This is a genomic window from Gordonia sp. JH63 (assembly GCF_009856645.1).
GTDB lineage: Bacteria > Actinomycetota > Actinomycetes > Mycobacteriales > Mycobacteriaceae > Gordonia > Gordonia hongkongensis.
The window spans coordinates 4,644,440-4,662,550 of the sequence record NZ_CP047235.1; the positions used below are offsets into that span (position 1 = coordinate 4,644,440).

The following is an 18,111-nucleotide window of genomic DNA, read 5'->3' on the forward strand; positions in this document are numbered from 1 at the left end:
TTGACACCCGCCCCGCGGATGGAGAGGGTGGGTTGATGACATCGACCAGCACGGGCTCCGCTGCCCGGCTCGCCTACGAAACCCTCGAACCCTTCCACATCCTGGCCTACTTCAACCCGGGACTGAAAGGCGCGCAGGCAGACACCGGGCTCGATCCCTACGCCTTCTACGTCGGTGCGCGGGGCGCGCCGTTCGGTCCGTGCGCGGCCTCGGTCGTCGCCTCCGCCTTCTACAACTTCAACCACGAACTCATCGCGAAGGGCTGGGCGGCCGCCGTCGACGCCGGGCTCGACCGGGTCCACGAACGACGCAATCAGATGCTCGACGACTCGCTGCGAGAGATCCTGGGCGAGTCCATCGACGACACCGGCCTCGACGAACTCGCCTCCGCCTATTACGATCTGGCCGCCCGACTACCCCTCGGCGGCCGCCCGCTCGCTGCCGCGTGGTCGACGGCCCCGCGACCGGACACCGCGCGCCTACGTCTGTGGCACGCCATCGCGATTCTCCGAGAGTGGCGCGGCGACAACCACATCGCGGCGCTCGCGCTCAACGGCCTGAACGGCTTCGACGCGGCCGTCTTCCACGAGTCGCAGCTTCCCGACCCCACGGTTCGTCGTCGTACCCTGGGCAAGCGCATCGTGCTGATGACCCGCGGCTGGTCCGAACAGGAGTGGGAGGAAAGCGTAGGCCGTCTCGTCGATGCCGGACTGGCCGAGCGCGTTGAGGACGGGCACCGGCTCACGCCCGCCGGTGCGGCGACGTACGACGACATCGAGGCCACCACCGATGCTGTCGGAGAAGCCATCTGGGCCGGCACCGACGACCTCCTCACCCGGACGAGACCGGTCGTGAAAGCCGTCATCGATGCCGGAATCCTGCCGGGGACGAGGACGAAGTGAGCGCGCCCGCCGGCGGCTTCGAGGACCTGCGGGCGATCGAGAGCCTCAAGTATCGCTACCTGCGATCCCTCGACACCAAGGACTGGGCGACGTTCGAGTCGACGCTCACCGAGGACGTCACCGGTAACTACGGTGAGAGCCTGGCCTTCTCGAATCGGAACGAGCTGGTCGGATACATGCGCGAGAACGTCGGTCCCGCAGTCATCACCGAACATCGTGTCGCACACCCGGAGATCGAGATCGACGGGGACACCGCACGCGGACGCTGGTACCTGCAGGACCGGGTCATCGTCGCCGAGTTCTCCTTCATGCTCATCGGGGCGGCGTTCTACGACGACACCTACCGCCGCACCGCAGACGGCTGGCTGATCAGCAGCACCGGTTATGACCGCACGTACGAGGCCACAGTCGGGCTCGCCGACGTGCCGAGCTTTGCACTGAAGGTCGGTCCCGCAGTCCAGGTCTGAGCCTGCCCATGCGCGCCCACATCTTCGCCGACCGCCGCGAGGCGGGTCGGTTGCTGGGTGCGCGGGTCGTCGAAGTCCGGTACGGCGCCGGCATTCCGGAGGCCGGTACAACAGAACCTGTTGTCCTGGGACTCGCGCGCGGCGGGGTTCCGGTCGGCCGCGAGGTCGCCGACGCCATCGCGGCGACGACAGGCAGGTGCGCGATGGACGTGCTGGTGGTGCGCAAGATCGGGGCGCCCGGCCACGAGGAGTTCGCCATGGGCGCGCTCACCGCGCACCACCTGGTGGTCAACGACGACATACCGCGTCGACTCGGGGTGTCCCGCAGCGAGTTCGACGAGGCCGCCGATCGACAGCGGCGCATCCTCGACGACCGCGAACGACGTTACCGCGGCGGACGTCCCGGCACCGAGCTCGGCGGCCGGACGGTCATCCTGGTCGACGACGGTCTCGCCACCGGGTCGAGCATGGCCGTCGCGGTCGACTCCGTCCGGGCCGCCGGCGCCGCCCGGGTGGTGGTGGCGGTACCCACGGCACCGTCGGATTCGCTTCAGCGACTGCGGGATCGGGGCGCCGACGACGTGGTCGTCCTCGTGACGCCGACGCCGTTCCGGGCCGTCGGCCTGTCCTACGAGGACTTCACCCAGGTGGACGACGACGAGGTGATCGCGGCCCTCAGCCGGCCGGGTGACTGATCCGTCGAAGACCCACTGAGAACCACCCGTCCGAGCGGCACCGGCGAGCTGTCGTCGACTGTCCGTTTCCTGCGGGTGGTTTTCAGCCGGGCTTTCGCTGGTCTTTGAGGAGTAGCTCAGCAAGCTCGGCACGGTCACCCACATCCAGCTTGGTGTAGGCGCGGAACAGATGACCTTCGACGGTGCGGACCGAGACGGTGAGTCGCTGCGCGATGTCCTTGTTGGACAGGCCCGCCACAGCGAGGTTGGCGATCTCCCGCTCGCGCGAGGTCAACGGCAACGGTTGCGCGGCCGAGATCAGCGCCGGCGTCCGCAGGCCACCGCACTGCGACGCGAGTCGGTTCGCCACCGCGGCCGACGCCACGGTCGCGGACCGTCTGCCCGCCGCGTCGTGCAGGACACTGGCCTGCGCGGCCGCGTCCGCGGCGGACAGGCACACCCCGGAGTCCTCGAACGCCGTCGAGCACAGATCGAGTTCGACCGCATCGCCGTCGCGGAGCGCCGCGGCGTGGCGCGCGTACAGATCCGAGAGCGGACCGTCGACGCGCTCGGCCAGTTCGGTGAGCCGGTCGGCGACGCCGCCGTCCCCGAACCGGGCGGCGGTGTGCAGGGCCTCGGCCTCCACCGCGAACTGACCGGCGGCACGGGCGGATGCGGCCGCGGAGTGCGCGAGTTCGACGGCGGGCGTGACGGTTCCGGCGGCCGCCGACTGCCAGGCCGCCGCGATGGCGAGCATGGGCCCGAAGACGGCCACATGCTTGCCGGAACGTTTCCGCGCCTTGGCCAGCGCGGCCGCGGCACGATCGGCCTGTCCCAGCGCACTCAGGGCCTGCACCAGGAAGATGTGGGCCGGGAAGTTCCACGACTCGGAGAACCGGCCACTGTCGAGGATGGCGAGGGTCTGCTCCATCCGCCGGGTCACCGAGGCGCACGATCCGCGGGCGAGTTCGACTGCGGCGACGAGTATTCCGGACATCGCCCAGCCCAGGTACTGCGCGGTCTGCGCGGCGGACACGAAACGCCCCGCGGCACCGTCCGCGTCGTCGAGTCGGCCGGTGAGGGTCAGCGCGAGGGTCTCGCCGAAACCGGTGGGGAACCGGAGCAATCCGTCCACCTCGACCTCGCGCGAGTGTTCGGCCAGCGCCCCGACCTCCGCTCCCCGACCGGCGACCGCACGGGCGAGGCTGCCACCGAAGACCGCCCACTCCACCGCCCACGGCAGCGCCCTGGATTCGGCGAGGACGGTGTCGGACAGCGTGATCGCCTCGTCGATCCGGTTCTCGAAGAGGGCGCACGCCGAGGCGATTCCGGTGACGATCGGCGTGAGTGCCGGGTGGGTGACCCGCTCGGTCAGCAACCGCAGGATCTCGTCGGCCCGATCAGCGTCGCCCAGAGCCCAGAACGTGTTGCCGATGATCGAATTGCCCCACAGCACGAGTCGACCCTCGTCGAGATCGTCGGGCGAGAAGCGGGACAGGATGTCCCACGCCTCGTCCGGATGCCCCTGCCACATGACCGCCCGCGCGAGCAGTTCGGCCTCCTCGAGTCCACCGCCCTCGTCGAGCGCCGCCCGCGCGAATCGTTCGCCGAGCGGCGTCTGCGCGAGGTTCAGGGCATCGCGTGCGGCGGTCCGTACCAGCGCGAGGTCGATCTCCACGTCGCTCTCGATCGCGAGATCGGCGAGCCGAATCCGCTCGGCCGGGGTGTTCGTGGGCCGTGACTGCAACGCCTCGACGAGCCGGCCGCGCAGCCGCCGCGACGACACGAGACCCAGGCGGCGCCGGATCACCTCACCGAACAGCGGATGGTGGAAGGCGACGTCGAGACGCCGCCCGTCGCGGGTGATGCGCACCAGCCCGGCGATCTCCGCCTCTTCGACGGCTTCTTCGCCGGCGAGCTCGGCGAGGACGTCGATGTCGAGGGGTTCGCACAGACTGAGGTATTTGAGGGCCCCGAGAACCGGCGCGTCGAGTTGCTCTATCCGCCCCTCGAGCAGCGATGCCAGCTCCGAGGTGATGGCGGCGCGGCCGCGTAGCTGCCACACGCCGTTGACCTGCCGCAGCGTGTCGGCCTGCCGCGCACCGTCGACGAGATGCCGTAGGAACAGGGCGTTCCCACCGGAGGCCTCCCACATGAGATCGGCCGAATGCTCCTCGAGCTGCCCGCCGAGCACCGACTCGATGAGGTCGACGCTCTGCTCTTTGGTGAACAGCGACAACGTGATCCGCGTGAGGTGATTGTCCTTCCACAGCGAGGTCACCGCATCCGGGACGGTCTCGCCGCTGCGGACCGTCGCGACGATGTGCACCGCACGGTCGATCGCGAGCTGATGCAGCAGCGTCGCCGACAGTTCGTCGAGCAGGTGGGCGTCGTCGACCCCGGTCACGACATCGCCGTCGGCGAGGAGCGATTCACGGGCCGCCGCAAGGTAGGTGACCGGATCGCTCGACGTCGCCGGACCGACGAGATGCGCGAACACACCGAGCGGGATCGAGCGCGCGGACTCGGTGCCCGCCACCCAGCGCACCCCGGTCGGCAACTCGGCGGTGACGTGCCGGGCGAGGGTCGTCTTGCCCACGCCGGAGTCACCGGTCAGGACCACCCCACAGCCGGTCGTCTCACCCCTGAGGGCCGCCTGGATCGTGCGGAACTCCCGATCGCGCTCGACGAGCGGCCAATTCGTGGACATAACCGCGAATTTTAGTCTGCTGGGCCCTACAATGGGCCGCCCGGAAGCACCAATGTGGTCCGACCGGATGGCCCTGTCGACACGCGGCTAATCCCGGATTTGACATCGGCGGAAGAAAATCCGCGAACTACACATCCCGGGCATTGGTCACGGCCACTGCCGCCGCCAGCAACACGATCGTGAAGCCCGCGAAGTAGGCCAACGAACCGTAGGCGTTCCAGTGGAACGTGTCGCTCCCGCCGGCGAGGAAGTTCCACCCGTTCAGGAACGGCAGGAACGACACGATGTGCTCGCCCACCCGCGGGAGCACCGACACGATGCGCTCGAGGGCCAGCATCCAGACGAGCACGATCGCCACCGCACCGGCCGAATGCCGCACCAACGCACCCACCGCGAGGCCGATCAGCGCGCACAGCATCGCGAAAACCGGCGTCCCCCAGAGATGCCGGACGGTCTCGGGTCCGGTCAGCGAGACTCCGACGCCGGCGAGCACCTGCGCCGCCACGACCGCGACGACGGACACGATGGCCACCACCGCGAACGAGAGTCCGCCGAACACGACCGCTTTCGCGAGGAGTACCTGTGGCCGACGCGGAATCGCCGCGAACGTCGGTCGGATCGTGCCGAAGCGGTACTCGGTGGTCACGCCCAGGATCGACATGATCGCGAGCACCGCGACCCCGAACTGGTTGACGCCGAGCAGGAAGTCGTCGGTCAGGGTGTCGGTCTCACCGGGACTGCCGTAGGAACCGCCGGCGATGGCGCCGAGCAGCACCGCGAAGCCCAGGCCCAGCACCACGACGACGCCGAGGCACCAGTACGGCGACCGGGTGCTGGCGAGTTTGATCCGTTCGGCGTTGATCGCGGCGATCACCGGTTCACTCCCCCGTGGTTCCCGACGGCCCGGTTGTGGACGTCGGGGTCGTGGACGGCGCGGTTGTCGACAGCGGTGTAGTCGACGGCGTGCGCCGTCATCGACATGAAGACCTCTTCCAGTGACGCCGACTCGGCGGCGAGTTCGTGCAGGGTGATGCCCGCGGCGGCGGCGAGGTCGCCGACCCGATCGGTCGTGGTGTCCGGCACGCGTATCACCGGGCGCCCGTGGGCATCCGGGTCACCCGGCGCGGGATTCAGCCCCGCCGCCGCGAGCGCGGCGTGCAACTGTTCGAGCTGCGGGCCGCGCACCCGCACCGACTGCCGGGCCCGCCCGGTGAACTCCGCCACCGAACAGTCGGCGATCAGCCGGCCCCGCCCGATGACGACGAGATGGTCTGCGGTGAGCGACATCTCGGTGAGCAGATGGCTCGACACCAACACCGTCCGCCCCTCCGCGGCGAGCTTGCGCATGAACCCGCGGATCCACACGATGCCCTCCGGGTCGAGGCCGTTGACCGGCTCGTCGAACAGCAGTGTGTGCGGGTCGCCGATCAGGGCACCCGCCAGCCCGAGCCGCTGCGACATACCGAGCGAGAAGCCGCCGGCGCGCTTCTTGGCCACCGAGGTGAGCCCGACCGTCTCGAGCACCTCGTCGACTCGCGCGGCCGGGATCCGGTTGCTCGCCGCGAGCCACCGCAGGTGGGACCGCGCACTGCGATTGGGGTGCACCCACCGGGCGTCGAGCAGCGCACCGACCTGCCGCAGCGGATGCTCGAGGTCCCGGTAGCGCTGCCCGTTGATCGTCGCCGTGCCCGATGTCGGGCGGTCGAGTCCGAGCATCATCCGCATGGTCGTCGACTTGCCCGCACCGTTGGGCCCCAGGAAACCGGTGACCCGTCCCGGCCCCACCTCGAAGCTGAGGTCGTCGACCGCGCGTTGACCGCCGAAGTCCTTCGTCAGATTCGCTACCTGCAACACGCCTCGACCATAGCCGCCGAATCCGGAGCGGCCCGGTCTGTCGTTCGGATGGCCTGTCGCGGGTCCGCGCGTCAGTCCCGGTCGCGCCCGGGCGAGGACGCGTGCGCCCAGAAGCGCTTGGGGATCCGGCCGGCGCGCGCGGCCAGTCGGCCCCCGGCCACCGCGTGCCGCATCGCCGTCGCCATCAGTTCGGGGTTCTCCGCCCGGGTCACCGCCGTGGCCAGAAGCACGCCGTCGCAACCGAGTTCCATCGCCAGGGCCGCGTCGCTCGCCGTCCCGATGCCCGCGTCGAGAATCACCGGCAACGGGTCGTCGAAGCGGGTGTGGCAGTCGTCGACGATCATCTCGATGTTGTGCGGGTTGAGGATTCCGAGTCCGGTCCCGATGGGCGATCCGAGGGGCATCACCGCCGCCACCCCGAGATCGGCGAGTCGCGCGGCCAGGACCGGATCGTCGTTCGTGTAGGCCAGCACGACGAAACCGTCGGCCACCAGTGCGGCCGCGGCGTCGACGAGCTCGATGGCGTCGGGCATCAGGGTGCGTTCGTCGGCGACCACCTCGAGCTTGACCCAGTCGGTCTCGAACGCCTCGCGCGCCAGTTGGGCGGTCAGGACCGCCTCGGCGGTGGTGTGACAGCCCGCGGTGTTGGGCAGGACGGCGATGTCGAGCCGGCGCAGCAGATCGAAGACGCCGGTGCCCGAGGCCGCGTCGACGCGCCGAACCGCGACGGTGGTCAGCTCGGTCCCCGACGCGACCAGCGCGCGTTCCAGGGTCGCGAGACTCGACGCGCCGCCGGTACCGGTGATGAGTCGCGACGAGAAGTCGCGACCGGCGATGCGCAGATGGTCCGCATCCGGGATCATCTCGTCGCCGGACCTCTGCTCGGTCCGCGAGGCGTCGGGCTTCAGATCGGCGAGGTCAGCCACCCTGCACCGCCGTGACGATCTCGACGACGGCGCCTTCGGTCATCGTGTGCCGGTCCCAGCGGCCGCGCGGGACGACCGCACCGTCCACCGCGACCGCGATCCCCCGGTCCGGCAACCCCAGACCGGTGACGACGTCGCGCACCGACGTGTCGGCGCCGACGTCGACGCTCTTGCCGTTGACGGTGATGCTGGCGGTGATACTCATTCCTCTGCTCCTTCCAGAATCGACAACACGCGGGCGGCGGTGCCCGGGGCGAGGACGATCCCGTTGCGCCCGTGCCCGGTCGCCACGACCGTTCGTGTGTCCACACGGGTGACGATCGGCAATCCGTCCGCGGTGCACGGCCGCAGACCCGCCCCTGCTTCGGTCAGTTCGTAGGTCCGCAGCCCGGGGAAGACCTCGATCGCGTCGGCGAGCAGATCCGCGACCCCGCCGGCCTGCGGCGCGCGGTCGGCAATCCCCTCGGCCTCGTACTGGGTGGCGCCGACGACGACTCCGTCCTCGCGCGGCACCAGGTACACGGCCCGCCCGTGGAGGCGTGCCCGGACGACGTGGCCGGGCGGCGGCACCGACCAGCGCGTACGGCGAAGGCGGAGGATCTCCCCCTTCGCCGCATGCAGGTCCACACCCGGCCAGAGGGCCGCGGTGCCGAGTCCGGCGGCGAGCAGGATCTGGGTGTCGGAACCGAGGTCGTCGAGGTCGCCCAGGGATTCGACGCGCGCGGACACCAACTCGGCACCCGCCGACGTCGCGGCGGCGCGCAACGCCTCGAGCAACCGCCGGTTGTCGACAGACCACTCGCCGACCGCGCGGTAGCCACCGACCAGTCGAGAACTCAGCGACGGTTCCAGGGTCCGGATGTCGCGGCCGGTCACCGACTGCAGCGCGGCATCGGTGGCGGGCTGCCCGGCCCAGACGAAATCGGCGAGATGCCGCAGGTACTCGATGTCGGTCGCCGAGGCCGCGACGAACAGCGAGTCGGTGGCGGTGACGACGCCCGGGTCGTCGAGCCGCTTCACGAGCGCCGGCCACAGCCGGACCGATTCGACCGAGAGGGCCAGGGACGCGTCCTCGCCGGGATGACCCTCGCCGAGTGAACCGAGCATGCCGCCGGCGACCCAGGACGCGCGCTCGTCGGTGCCGGCGTCGAGGACGCGAACCCGCCATCCGGCGTCGGCCGCGGTGAGCGCACAGGTCAGCCCGATGACACCGCCCCCGACGATCGTCAGGGCGCGGTGGGCAGGGCGCTGCGGTGGGGAATCCACGCTGGGAATCACCTTCCTTCGCCGGAATGACCCGGATCAGGTTCGACGGTCAGCGGAATCTGTCCGCACTCTCAGCCCGGCCGATCCGGACTCCCGTGTGTTCGTGCGATCCACCCTACGCCGGGGCGTCGGGGGTCCGGTTAGCCTGGTCGGCGTGACGACCCCGAACCGCACCAGCTCCGCGTCGACGGACCCCGGCTCCGCGACGGACCGTCGCCGGCGGCTCTCCACGGCCCGCCTGTACCTGTGCACCGACGCCCGGCGCGAACGCGGTGACCTGCTCGACTTCGTCGACGCGGCGCTCGCGGGCGGCGTCGACATCGTGCAGCTGCGCGACAAGAACTCGCCGGGCGAGCGCGAATTCGGGACCCTGGAGGCGGGCGAGGAACTCGAGATCCTCGCGGGCATGCGGACGGTCGCCGACGCGCACGGTGCCCTGCTGGCGGTCAACGACCGCGCCGACATCGCGGCGCTTTCCGGGGCCGATGTCCTGCACGTCGGACAGGGCGACCTGTCGCCGTCGGCGGCCCGCCGGATCGTCGGACCGGACGTCGTCATCGGCGCCTCGACCCACGACCCCGAGCAGGCTGCCGCCGCGATCGCCGACGACGACGTCGACTACTTCTGCGTCGGTCCGTGCTGGACCACCCCCACCAAACCGGGCCGCGCCGCCGCCGGCCTCGACCTCGTGTCCTCAACGGCCGCAACACAATCAGCCAAGCCGTGGTTCGCCATCGGCGGAATCGACGCCGGCCGCGTCGGGGAGGTCACCGCGCTCGGGGCGCGGCGCATCGTCGTCGTGCGGGCCATCACCGCGGCCGCCGACCCGGCCGCCGCAGCCACCGACCTCGCCGGCATGCTCTAGCGGTTCCCCTGGCGGAAACACGTTTGCCCGGTCGGTGTCGCGGGTCTATGGTGGACCGATCATGTTGTGCATCACGAGCGTTCTCGTAACCCGCCGCAGCGGGGTCTGAATCTGACCGACCCCCCGCTGCGGGTCGGTTGCGCTCTCCAGTCGGTCATCCGTTCTTCGACCGAAATCGGTTTTCGAGATGCACCCTCTTCATCTACCTCGTCGATCCTGTTCGTGCACCGAGCGCGACGACCGGCACGACGGCGACCACTTCGCCGCACGTTTCGGCCGCCCGCTTCCCCCCGGGATGCACGAGGAGGCCGCCGGGATGACCTGGCAGGAATTCACCGACGAGTACTCCCGTGGCGGCACGATCCGGCTGGGCTCCTTCTCCGCCGTCCCGTGCTCGGGCGACCTGGTCGAGTGCCGCGCGACGCTCGCGATCGCCGACCGCATCATGTCTCGCAGCGCCGTCGCCGCCGGCCCCGTCGGTGCGATGACCTCGATCCTCTACGACGTCGGCGCCCCGGTTCAGATCGTCCGGCTGCACCAGCGGGTCGTCGACGGCATGGTCACGACGTTCCTGCTGTGCGAGCACGACGGCCGGCAGGCCTGGGCCGTCGGTGAGGGCGCGAGCAGCGACGAGGCGAACGTCCACGCGCTGGTCGCCGGGGCGAACCGACTGCTGGAGTCCGACCGCGCCGGGGTGTGAGGGCTCAGCTCTGGGGATCCAACATCGCGATCCGCTCGCGGAGAACGGGCCACGCGAGTCCGAACGCGGGATGCAGCGGGAGTTGATCGACGCGCTTCTCGTCGACCCATCGCAGTTCCGTGGATTCGAAGTTGGCGACCGTGCGGACCGGCGAGTCCGTCTCGGCGATGACCGTCGTGTAGGTCCATCCGCCGGGCGCCTCGAGGGTGACGACCGCTGCGACGACGCGCAGATCGTCGGCGGTGATCCCGGCTTCTTCCTCGGCCTCGCGGATCGCGGTGTCGATGGCACCCTCGTGCGAGTCGCGGGCCCCGCCGGGCAGCGCCCACGTGCCGCCCTGATGCGACCACGCGGCGCGGTGTTGGAGAAGCACCCCGGTCGATCCGTCCGGCAGCGGTGCCCGCAGCAGCAGACCTGCCGCACCGTGGATACCCCAATATCGAGAACCATCGGGATCGATCACCCAGCCGTCGCCGTCGCCGCGCACCACGCCTCCTCGCAACCCGGTCGCCCCGACCGGGTGCCTCCACCGTAAGTGAGATGCGCAACACCTGCCAGGGAGACCGCGAAGCCCTCTCATCGCGGCTCGGAACCACGAGGTGCCGTCGGCGAGCACCCGGCACGCGCGAACCGCCGAGGTCGGCGGCGCGGCGCCGGTCGACTCGGGAGGAACCCGGCACGATGACATAGGGTGAAACACGCACGACCCGGTGAACGATGACCCAGATGACACAACCCCTGACGTTGATCGCCCGGTCACGCGAATCCGGAACGGGGAACCGGTGACCGTAGGACCGCACCGGAGACGATCCAGCGTTCGAGAAGGGATCAGGTAGGTGACCGGCGACGCGTCCTCCGTGCGGACGGCGCTGACGCGTGGCGGTCGCACGATCCGTCCGGCACAGGCCTCACCCCCGATTCGCCAGGTGCTCGCCGACCGACGCGAACTCGTCGCCACCGCCCGGGAACGCGCCCAGTCCCCGTTCCAGACCCTGCGCCACTTCGCGGTCACGACCCCCGGCAAGCTGATCATCATCTGCGGAATCCTGGCGCTCGGCTGTCTGAGCACCGGCCTGTACGCCTCGACGGTCCTGGAAGACCGCACCCAGACCCTGCAGCGCCTCATCGATCGGACCGAACCGCTCGCCGAGGCCGCGCAGGTTCTCTACAGCTCGCTGTCGATCGCCGATGCGTCGGCGAACGCGGCGTTCATCTCCGGCGGACTGGAGACCCCCGATCTGCGGCAGCGCTACTCCGACGCGCTGGCGACGGCGTCGTCGTCGCTGATCCTGGCCACCGGCACCTCCAGCGAACCCGGTTCCGGCATGGTGTCGGACCGGGCCGAGCAGGCGGTCAGCGCCGATCTCGAGACCCTGTCCACCTCGATCCCGGTCTACAGCGGACTCATCGAGACGGCGCGGACGAACAACCGGCTCGGCAACCCGGTGGGGTCGGCGTATCTCGGCCAGGCGTCGTCGATGATGCAGGACCAGATCCTTCCGGCCGCCCAGCGCCTCTACGAACGGCGATCGATGGCCATCGCCGACCCCCAGCAAACCCTCACCCGTCCACCCTGGACCGTGTACGCGCCGCTGCTATTCCTGCTCGCCGCGCTTGTCCTGACGTCGCGCTACCTGGCGCGGCGGACCCGGCGGCGGTTCAACATCGGCATCGTGGCGGCCATCTTCGCCCTCAGCGTCGGGACCCTGTGGTTGCTCGCCTCCGGTCTGATGTCGGTGGCCGCCACCAGCGACGCCCGCACCGAGGGCGCCGACCCGCTCCGCGACCTGACCGCCGCCCGGATCCTCACCCAGCAGGCGCGGTCGGCCGAGACGCTCTCGCTCATCCGCCGCGGTGATCAGGGCGGTCTCGAGCGCAGCTTCTCCGCGGCGACCAGCGAGATCGGCAACATCGTCGACGACGTCCGCGAGGGCACCGAAGACGGCGACAGCGCGGTCACCGGCGAACAACTGGACACGGTCACGGCGGCGCTGACCGAGTGGCGCCGCACCGACGCCGCGGTCCGCCGCTACATCCAGACCGGCAACTTCGGTCTCGCGCGCCTGCACACCGTCGGCGACGGACCGGACAGTTCGGCGCGCGCCTACACCGCGGTCGACACCGCGCTGGTCGATGCGATCACGACTGCGCGGAACTCCTTCCGGGACGACATCAACACCGCGCAACGGGTCCTCGGGTTCACCGGCACCGGCATCCTGCTGCTCACCGTCTTCGCCGGCGTCGCGGTCGTGGGCGGTCTCATCCCGCGCATCCGGGAGTACCGATGACGACCGTTCCCTCGCCTCGCCGCCTGCTGACCGTCGTGGTCCTGCTCGCGCTCACCGGCCTCGTCGCCACCGGGTGCGTGCGTTTCCCCGCACCCGAATCACCCCCACCGACGGCGACCGCCGGGCAACCGATGCTGCCCGGCGTCCAGGTCGACGTGCCCGTCGAACCGCCGCCGAGTTCCGAGGCCTGCAACGCGACCCTGACCCTGCGGCCGCCCGCCCAGATGCCGCCCCCTGCTCAGATGCCGATCAATTCGACGATGGCCGGCATCCTCGAGCGGGGTCGGCTGATCGTCGGGCTCGACATCGGGTCCAACCTGTTCAGCTTCCGCGACCCGATCACCGGCGACATCCAGGGCTTCGACGTGGACATCGCGCACGAGATCGCCGGCGCCATCTTCGGAGACGACCGCCGCGTCGAGTTCCAGGTGCTGAGTTCCGCCCAGCGGATCGACGCCCTGCGGGACATGACGGTCGATCTGGTGATCAAGACGATGAGCATCACCTGCGACCGGTTGCGCGACATCAGTTTCTCGGCCCCCTATTACGTCGCGTCCCAGCGCATCCTGTCGTTCCGGAACTCCAACGTGACCGGTCCGGCGCAGCTCGCCGACAAGCGGGTCTGCGCCGCGCGCGGGACCACCTCGATCGGTCGTATCCAGGCCATCCAGCCCCGAGCCAAGATCGTCAGCACGACGACCTGGGCCGATTGCCTGGTCCTGATGCAGCAGGGTCAGATCGACGCGGCGACCACCGACGACGCGATCCTCGCCGGTCTCGCCGCACAGGATCCGTGGTTGCGGGTCGTCGGTCCCAGCCTCGGCGAGGAGTTCTACGGCGTCGGGATTCCCAAGGGCCAGGACGATATGATCCGGTTCGTCAACGGCGTGCTCGAGCGCATCCGGGTGACCGGCCGATGGCAGGAGATCCGGGACCGGTGGCTGTCCATCCTCGACAGTGGGTACGGCGCTCCCCAGCCGTATTACCGGGACTGATGCCCATGGACGACGCGGCCCGGAACGGGCACGACACAGACGACGTCACCCACGGCGACCGGGGCGACGACCTCGGCACCCAGCGGGTCTCGCTCGACGCCCTGCTCGGCGACGACGACGCCGACCTCGACGGTCCCGGCCCGGGCGGTGGCCGTCCCGGTGGTGAGGACGCCGAGACGACCGCGAAGGTGGTCGACGTCGGCACCCAGCGGGCCGACCTGGCGGCGCTGACCGAGGGCCCCGACGACATGGCCGACACCACCGACCCCCGGCCCGGCCGACGCACCGACCCGGATGTCGGAACCCAGGCCGTCGCACCGGTGTTCACCGTCGGGGTCGACCCCGACGACCGGACCGACCGCGTCGAACGGCAGCGTCCCGCCGTGCCCCACCCGGAACCCGACTCCGGTCCGCTCGGCCGGCGTCTGGTTCCGCGGCGTCGGCCGCCGGTGCACGAGCGACGGCTCGGCAGCGGCCTGGTCGAGATGCCGAAGATCACCGACATCGAACCCGAGGACGCCGTCATCGACGACCCGGTGATCGCCGACAGCAAGCGGTTCTGCTGGCGCTGCGGCAAACCCGTCGGTCGAGCCGAGGGCGAGGGCGCCGGTCCCCCGACCGGCGACTGCGGCAACTGCGGCGCCCGGTACTCCTTCGTCCCGGGACTGGCTCCCGGAACATTGGTCGCCGACCAGTACGAGATCGCCGGCGCCATCGCCCACGGCGGCCTCGGTTGGATCTACCTGGCCATCGACCGCAACGTGAGCGACCGGCCCGTCGTCCTCAAAGGCCTGCTGAATTCCTCGGATTCGGAGGCGCAGCGCGTCGCGGTCGCGGAACGGCAGTTCCTGGCCTCGGTCAACCATCCCGGGATCGTCAAGATCTACAACTTCGTCGAGCACGTCGACGACGATGACCGCTTCGGCTACATCGTGATGGAGTACATCGGCGGCCAGACGCTCAAACAGATCACCGCGGGCGATCCGGACAACTCCCTGCTGTCGGTGGAGCAGGGCCTGGCCTACATCCTGGAAGTGCTTCTCGCCGTGGGCTATCTGCACTCGGTCGGCCTGGTCTACAACGACGTCAAACCCGAGAACATCATGGTCGGCAGTGACGAGGTGAAGCTGATCGACCTCGGCGCCGTCTCGCCTATCAACGGCTACGGGCACCTGTACGGCACGCCCGGGTTCCAGGCACCGGAGATCGTCAAGACCGGACCGCAGATCGCGACCGACATCTACAGCATCGGGCGCACTCTAGCGGTCTTGACCGTGCCGATGGAGATGCGGAACGGACGCTACGTCGACGGCCTGCCCGCCGCGTCGAAGACGCCTGTCTTCCGGAACAATCCGTCGTACTACCGCCTCCTGCAACGCGCCACCGCCCCCGACCCCGCCGATCGGTTCGTCTCCGCGGAGGAGATGAGCACCCAGGTGCTGAACGTGTTACGCGAGACGGTCGCCGTGCACACGGGGGTCCCGCGGCCCGCGCTGTCCACGGTCTTCACGCCGCAGCGCTCGACGTTCGGCACCGACCTGATGCTCGCGCCGGTCGACGGCTTCTTCGACCCCGATCAGGCGGCGTTCTACGATCCGGTGGATATCGCCAACGCCCTGCCCGTTCCGCTGGTCAACCCACTCGACCCGGCGGCGAGTCTGCTCACCTCGGCGGCGCTGTCGGACCCGCGACAGACCCTGGATTCCATCAACACCGCCCGGGCAGAGGGTTTCGCCTCGCTCTTCGGCGGCCGGCCGGTCAAGAACGCCCACCCGTCGCGGGAGATCGATCTCGCCGAGGCCCGCGCGCATCTGCAGCTCGACGACGTCGACACCGCGCTCGCCCTTCTGCAGGAAGTCCGCGCCCACCACGGTGATTCGTGGCGGGTCGAGTGGTACATGGGCATCTGCGCGTTGATGAACGACGAACCCGAACTGGCCTACGAGCGCTTCGACGAGGTCCTCGGTGCGATGCCGGGCGAGGTCGCGCCCAAGCTCGCCGTCGCCGGCACCGCCGAACTCATCGGCCGTTGGCTGGCCGACGAGAAGGGCCCGGCGAAGTCTGCCGAGAAGATCGCCAAGCTGTATGACGTTGCGCAGCACCATTATCACGATCTGTGGCTGACCGATCACAGCATCGTGACCGCCGCGTTCGGTCTGGCCCGGCTCGCCGTGGCGGCCGGTGACATCGACGCCGCGATCCAGCCGCTCGATGAGGTCCCGGCCACCAGCCGCCACTTCAACACCGCGCGCGCGACGGCGATCATCGCGCTCGTGCACGGGCGCCCCACCTCGCAGGTGACCCGCGAGCAGATCATCGAGGCCGCAATGCGTCTCGAGCAGATCCCGGACACCGAACCGCGCAAGGCCCGGATGCTGCTCATCGTGCTGGGCACCGCGCTGGGCTGGATCCACGACAATCCCGACGACGCCAAGCAGGACAACGAACCCTCGACGCTGCTCGGCTTCCCGTTCACCGAGTACGGCATTCGCACCGGCACCGAACGTTCGCTGCGCCAACTGGCCCGCCTGACCCGCACCAACCGGGACCACCGGTTCATGCTCGTCGACCTCGCCAACTACGTCCGGCCGAATACGTTGTTCTAGGGCTATCCGAAGAACGTCCCTGCTGCGTTGCGCACGAGAGGGTCTTCGCCCAAGAGCTCCGCGAGGTGGGCCTCGACCGGTGACGGACGGGTGCTGCGACGCACGCGCAGTGGCGGTCGGACGTCGATGACGTGGCTGGTTTTCAGCCATGAGCGGCGCGCTTGATCGCCGGGCCCCCTGCTCCCTGAGGAGCGCCCGGAGCTTGCGGAGGGCGCGTCACCCCAGCTCCCTGAGGAGCACCCGGAGCTTGCGGAGGGCGCGTCACGAAGGGTCCGGCGACCGAGCCCGCGAAACCCTTGTGTGGTCGGTCCGTGGATCTCGTCGCGCACGGTATTCAGGTGTTCTGCGAACCGCCGCTGTATGTCGGGTCGGCGGTTCAGGCGACCGGGATTGGGTGGGGCGCCGGGTTCAGCGTTCAATCGCCAGACGCAGCGGCCTTCATCAGGTCCCGAGCGCTCGATGTGCATGGTGTACTGGCCGGGATTGTCGCCGACCATCCGGTTGTGTCGCGGGCAAGCCGGCGCGAGATCGTCGATGTCGGTGAGACCGCCCTTGGCCCAATCCTTCTGGGCGTGATGCATGTCGACGTGGGTGGCGGGCTGATCGCAGCCGGGAGCCGAGCACACTTCACCGTCAGGGCGAGCAAACGAAACGAGTCGTTGTTCGCGGGTGGCGAGGCGTTTGCCGCGCCCGAAGTACAGCGGGACGGTGGTGGCGTCTTTGAAGATCGCCAGCCAGGGTTGCGCATCGGCTGCCAGCCGGATGACGTCTTTGACGGGGAGCAGGGTGCCGGTGGCGGTGGTCGCGAGTCCGGCTTCGCGGATCAGGTCCCCGAGGTCGGCTTTGATGATCAGTTGCACGGGCAGGCCGCGGTGCGAGGTGCCGAGTGTTCCGTCGGCGAAGCCTGCGGCGAGTGCGGCGTCGAGGGCGTCGTGATTGGTCTGGGCGAGGGTGCGTTGGTCGCGGTCGGCTGCGGCGGTCAGGGCGTCGGGGTCGGCGGTGCCGGCCGGGCCTTGGGGCGACTGTGGGTCGTCGGGGTTGTTGAGTCCGGGTTTGGCCCACACCGCGAACATCATGGTGAGCCGGGCGGCGAGTGCGGGGGTGAGGGTGCCGGAGATCTTGGCGGTGCCGTCGGCGCGTTGCCGGCCGATCCACAGGCCGCGGCGTCGTTTCTGGTCGGTGTCGTCGGACAGTGTGCCGTCGGGATCGAGGTGGGCGAGCAGCCGCGAGCCGAGCTGGGTGATCTCGGCAGGCGTGTGGGCTTCGGCGATCTCGGCCATCTGTCGCTCGGCGGCGACCTTGATGTCGTGTTCGACAGCATGCGGGATCTGGTCGAGGACATCGATGGCGGCCTGGACATGCCCGGTTCCCACGGCACCTTTGGCGAAAGCTTCTGCCAGCGTCGGGTGTTCGGGTTCGAGACGGTCGCCGTTGAGGCAAGTCAGCGCGGCAGTGGCGTTCAGCTGCTTGCGTCGACGCATCGGGTTGGAGATCCGCAGCCGATGGGTCATGAACTGCATCAGAGTGCGGCAGCCGGTCTTGCGGGGCAGATCACGAGCCTCGATTTCGGCGACTTGCCGGTCGCCGGCGTAAGTGGTTCGAGCGATCGCGCGTTCGGTAGCGGCGGCGACTTCCATCAGTTCTTCGTCGGTGCACTGGGACAAGTTGACGGTCTGCAGTTTGTCGAGGGTCGCGTGCAGCTCGGCCACCAACTCGACGGCGCGCGGTTGCGGCCTGCTTGATTCGTCAGACATTGTCACCCCCCGGAGACGATTGCGCGAATGCATGTTGTTCGAGTGTAGCCGCTATAGCGCTGGTGTGCAACGCTTTTCGTTGTCCAGTCGTATAGCGCATTCTG

At 69.6% G+C, this 18,111-nt stretch carries 16 protein-coding genes and 1 riboswitch; of the genes, 8 read left to right on the forward strand and 8 right to left on the reverse strand.

Annotated features, from left to right (window positions below; genetic code table 11):
- The first annotated feature begins 35 nt into the window (after positions 1-35).
- Genes GR168_RS20600 through GR168_RS20610 form a run of 3 tightly spaced genes read left to right on the forward strand, consistent with a single transcriptional unit; the run spans position 36 to position 2,064 of the window.
- Complete coding sequence (locus GR168_RS20600) at positions 36-902, forward strand: hypothetical protein (protein WP_159371570.1); 867 nt, start codon at positions 36-38, stop codon at positions 900-902.
- The gene (locus tag GR168_RS20605; RefSeq protein WP_159371571.1) at positions 899-1,369 is read left to right on the forward strand and encodes a nuclear transport factor 2 family protein; all 471 of its coding nucleotides are present in this window, start codon (positions 899-901) and stop codon (positions 1,367-1,369) included. The genes GR168_RS20600 and GR168_RS20605 overlap by 4 nt, the downstream gene beginning before the upstream one ends.
- A gap of 8 nt (positions 1,370-1,377) precedes the next feature.
- On the forward strand, positions 1,378-2,064 hold the full coding sequence (locus GR168_RS20610) for a phosphoribosyltransferase family protein (protein WP_159371572.1): 687 nt from the start codon (positions 1,378-1,380) through the stop codon (positions 2,062-2,064).
- Positions 2,065-2,146: 82 nt separating this feature from the next.
- Here GR168_RS20610 and GR168_RS20615 read toward each other — a convergent pair whose 3' ends face one another.
- The 6 genes from GR168_RS20615 to thiO form a co-directional block, all read right to left on the reverse strand.
- The gene (locus GR168_RS20615; RefSeq protein ID WP_159371573.1) at positions 2,147-4,753 is read right to left on the reverse strand and encodes a LuxR family transcriptional regulator; all 2,607 of its coding nucleotides are present in this window, start codon (positions 4,751-4,753) and stop codon (positions 2,147-2,149) included.
- Positions 4,754-4,880: 127 nt separating this feature from the next.
- The gene (locus tag GR168_RS20620) at positions 4,881-5,627 is read right to left on the reverse strand and encodes an ABC transporter permease (protein ID WP_159371574.1); all 747 of its coding nucleotides are present in this window, start codon (positions 5,625-5,627) and stop codon (positions 4,881-4,883) included.
- Positions 5,624-6,607, reverse strand: a complete 984-nt coding sequence (locus GR168_RS20625) for an ABC transporter ATP-binding protein (protein ID WP_238994956.1) — start codon at positions 6,605-6,607, stop codon at positions 5,624-5,626. The genes GR168_RS20620 and GR168_RS20625 overlap by 4 nt, the downstream gene beginning before the upstream one ends.
- A 71-nt stretch (positions 6,608-6,678) precedes the next feature.
- Positions 6,679-7,470: a thiazole synthase gene (locus GR168_RS20630; protein ID WP_159371986.1), complete on the reverse strand. Its 792-nt coding sequence runs from the start codon at positions 7,468-7,470 to the stop codon at positions 6,679-6,681.
- A gap of 55 nt (positions 7,471-7,525) precedes the next feature.
- Positions 7,526-7,738, reverse strand: coding sequence for a sulfur carrier protein ThiS (gene thiS, locus GR168_RS20635; protein ID WP_159371575.1), 213 nt, complete (start codon positions 7,736-7,738; stop codon positions 7,526-7,528).
- The gene (gene thiO, locus GR168_RS20640; protein ID WP_159371576.1) at positions 7,735-8,799 is read right to left on the reverse strand and encodes a glycine oxidase ThiO; all 1,065 of its coding nucleotides are present in this window, start codon (positions 8,797-8,799) and stop codon (positions 7,735-7,737) included. Before thiO ends, thiS begins: the two co-directional genes overlap by 4 nt.
- Positions 8,795-8,906: riboswitch (TPP riboswitch) on the reverse strand. (Overlaps the previous gene by 5 nt.)
- Before the next feature lie 47 nt (positions 8,907-8,953).
- On the opposite strand from thiO, the gene thiE reads away from it, so the two are divergent.
- Entirely contained in the window at positions 8,954-9,664 is a 711-nt protein-coding gene (gene thiE / locus GR168_RS20645; protein ID WP_159371577.1) for a thiamine phosphate synthase, read from the forward strand.
- Between the two features lie 316 nt (positions 9,665-9,980).
- Positions 9,981-10,364 (forward strand): hypothetical protein, encoded by a 384-nt coding sequence (locus GR168_RS20650; protein ID WP_065630456.1) that lies wholly within the window; start codon positions 9,981-9,983, stop codon positions 10,362-10,364.
- A gap of 4 nt (positions 10,365-10,368) precedes the next feature.
- Here the strand turns inward: GR168_RS20650 and GR168_RS20655 are convergent, their stop codons facing one another.
- Entirely contained in the window at positions 10,369-10,851 is a 483-nt protein-coding gene (locus tag GR168_RS20655) for an NUDIX hydrolase (protein WP_058249916.1), read from the reverse strand.
- A 349-nt stretch (positions 10,852-11,200) separates the two neighbouring features.
- Between GR168_RS20655 and GR168_RS20660 the strand changes: the two genes are divergently transcribed.
- The 3 genes from GR168_RS20660 to GR168_RS20670 are packed head-to-tail and all read left to right on the forward strand — an operon-like array spanning position 11,201 to position 16,253.
- Positions 11,201-12,652 (forward strand): hypothetical protein, encoded by a 1,452-nt coding sequence (locus GR168_RS20660; protein ID WP_058249606.1) that lies wholly within the window; start codon positions 11,201-11,203, stop codon positions 12,650-12,652.
- Complete coding sequence (locus tag GR168_RS20665; protein ID WP_065630374.1) at positions 12,649-13,647, forward strand: glutamate ABC transporter substrate-binding protein; 999 nt, start codon at positions 12,649-12,651, stop codon at positions 13,645-13,647. Before GR168_RS20660 ends, GR168_RS20665 begins: the two co-directional genes overlap by 4 nt.
- Before the next feature lie 5 nt (positions 13,648-13,652).
- Positions 13,653-16,253, forward strand: a complete 2,601-nt coding sequence (locus tag GR168_RS20670) for a serine/threonine-protein kinase (RefSeq protein WP_159371987.1) — start codon at positions 13,653-13,655, stop codon at positions 16,251-16,253.
- A 2-nt stretch (positions 16,254-16,255) separates the two neighbouring features.
- On the opposite strand, the gene GR168_RS20675 is transcribed toward GR168_RS20670, so the two are convergent.
- Entirely contained in the window at positions 16,256-18,007 is a 1,752-nt protein-coding gene (locus GR168_RS20675; RefSeq protein WP_159371578.1) for an HNH endonuclease signature motif containing protein, read from the reverse strand.
- Between the last annotated feature and the right edge of the window lie 104 nt (positions 18,008-18,111).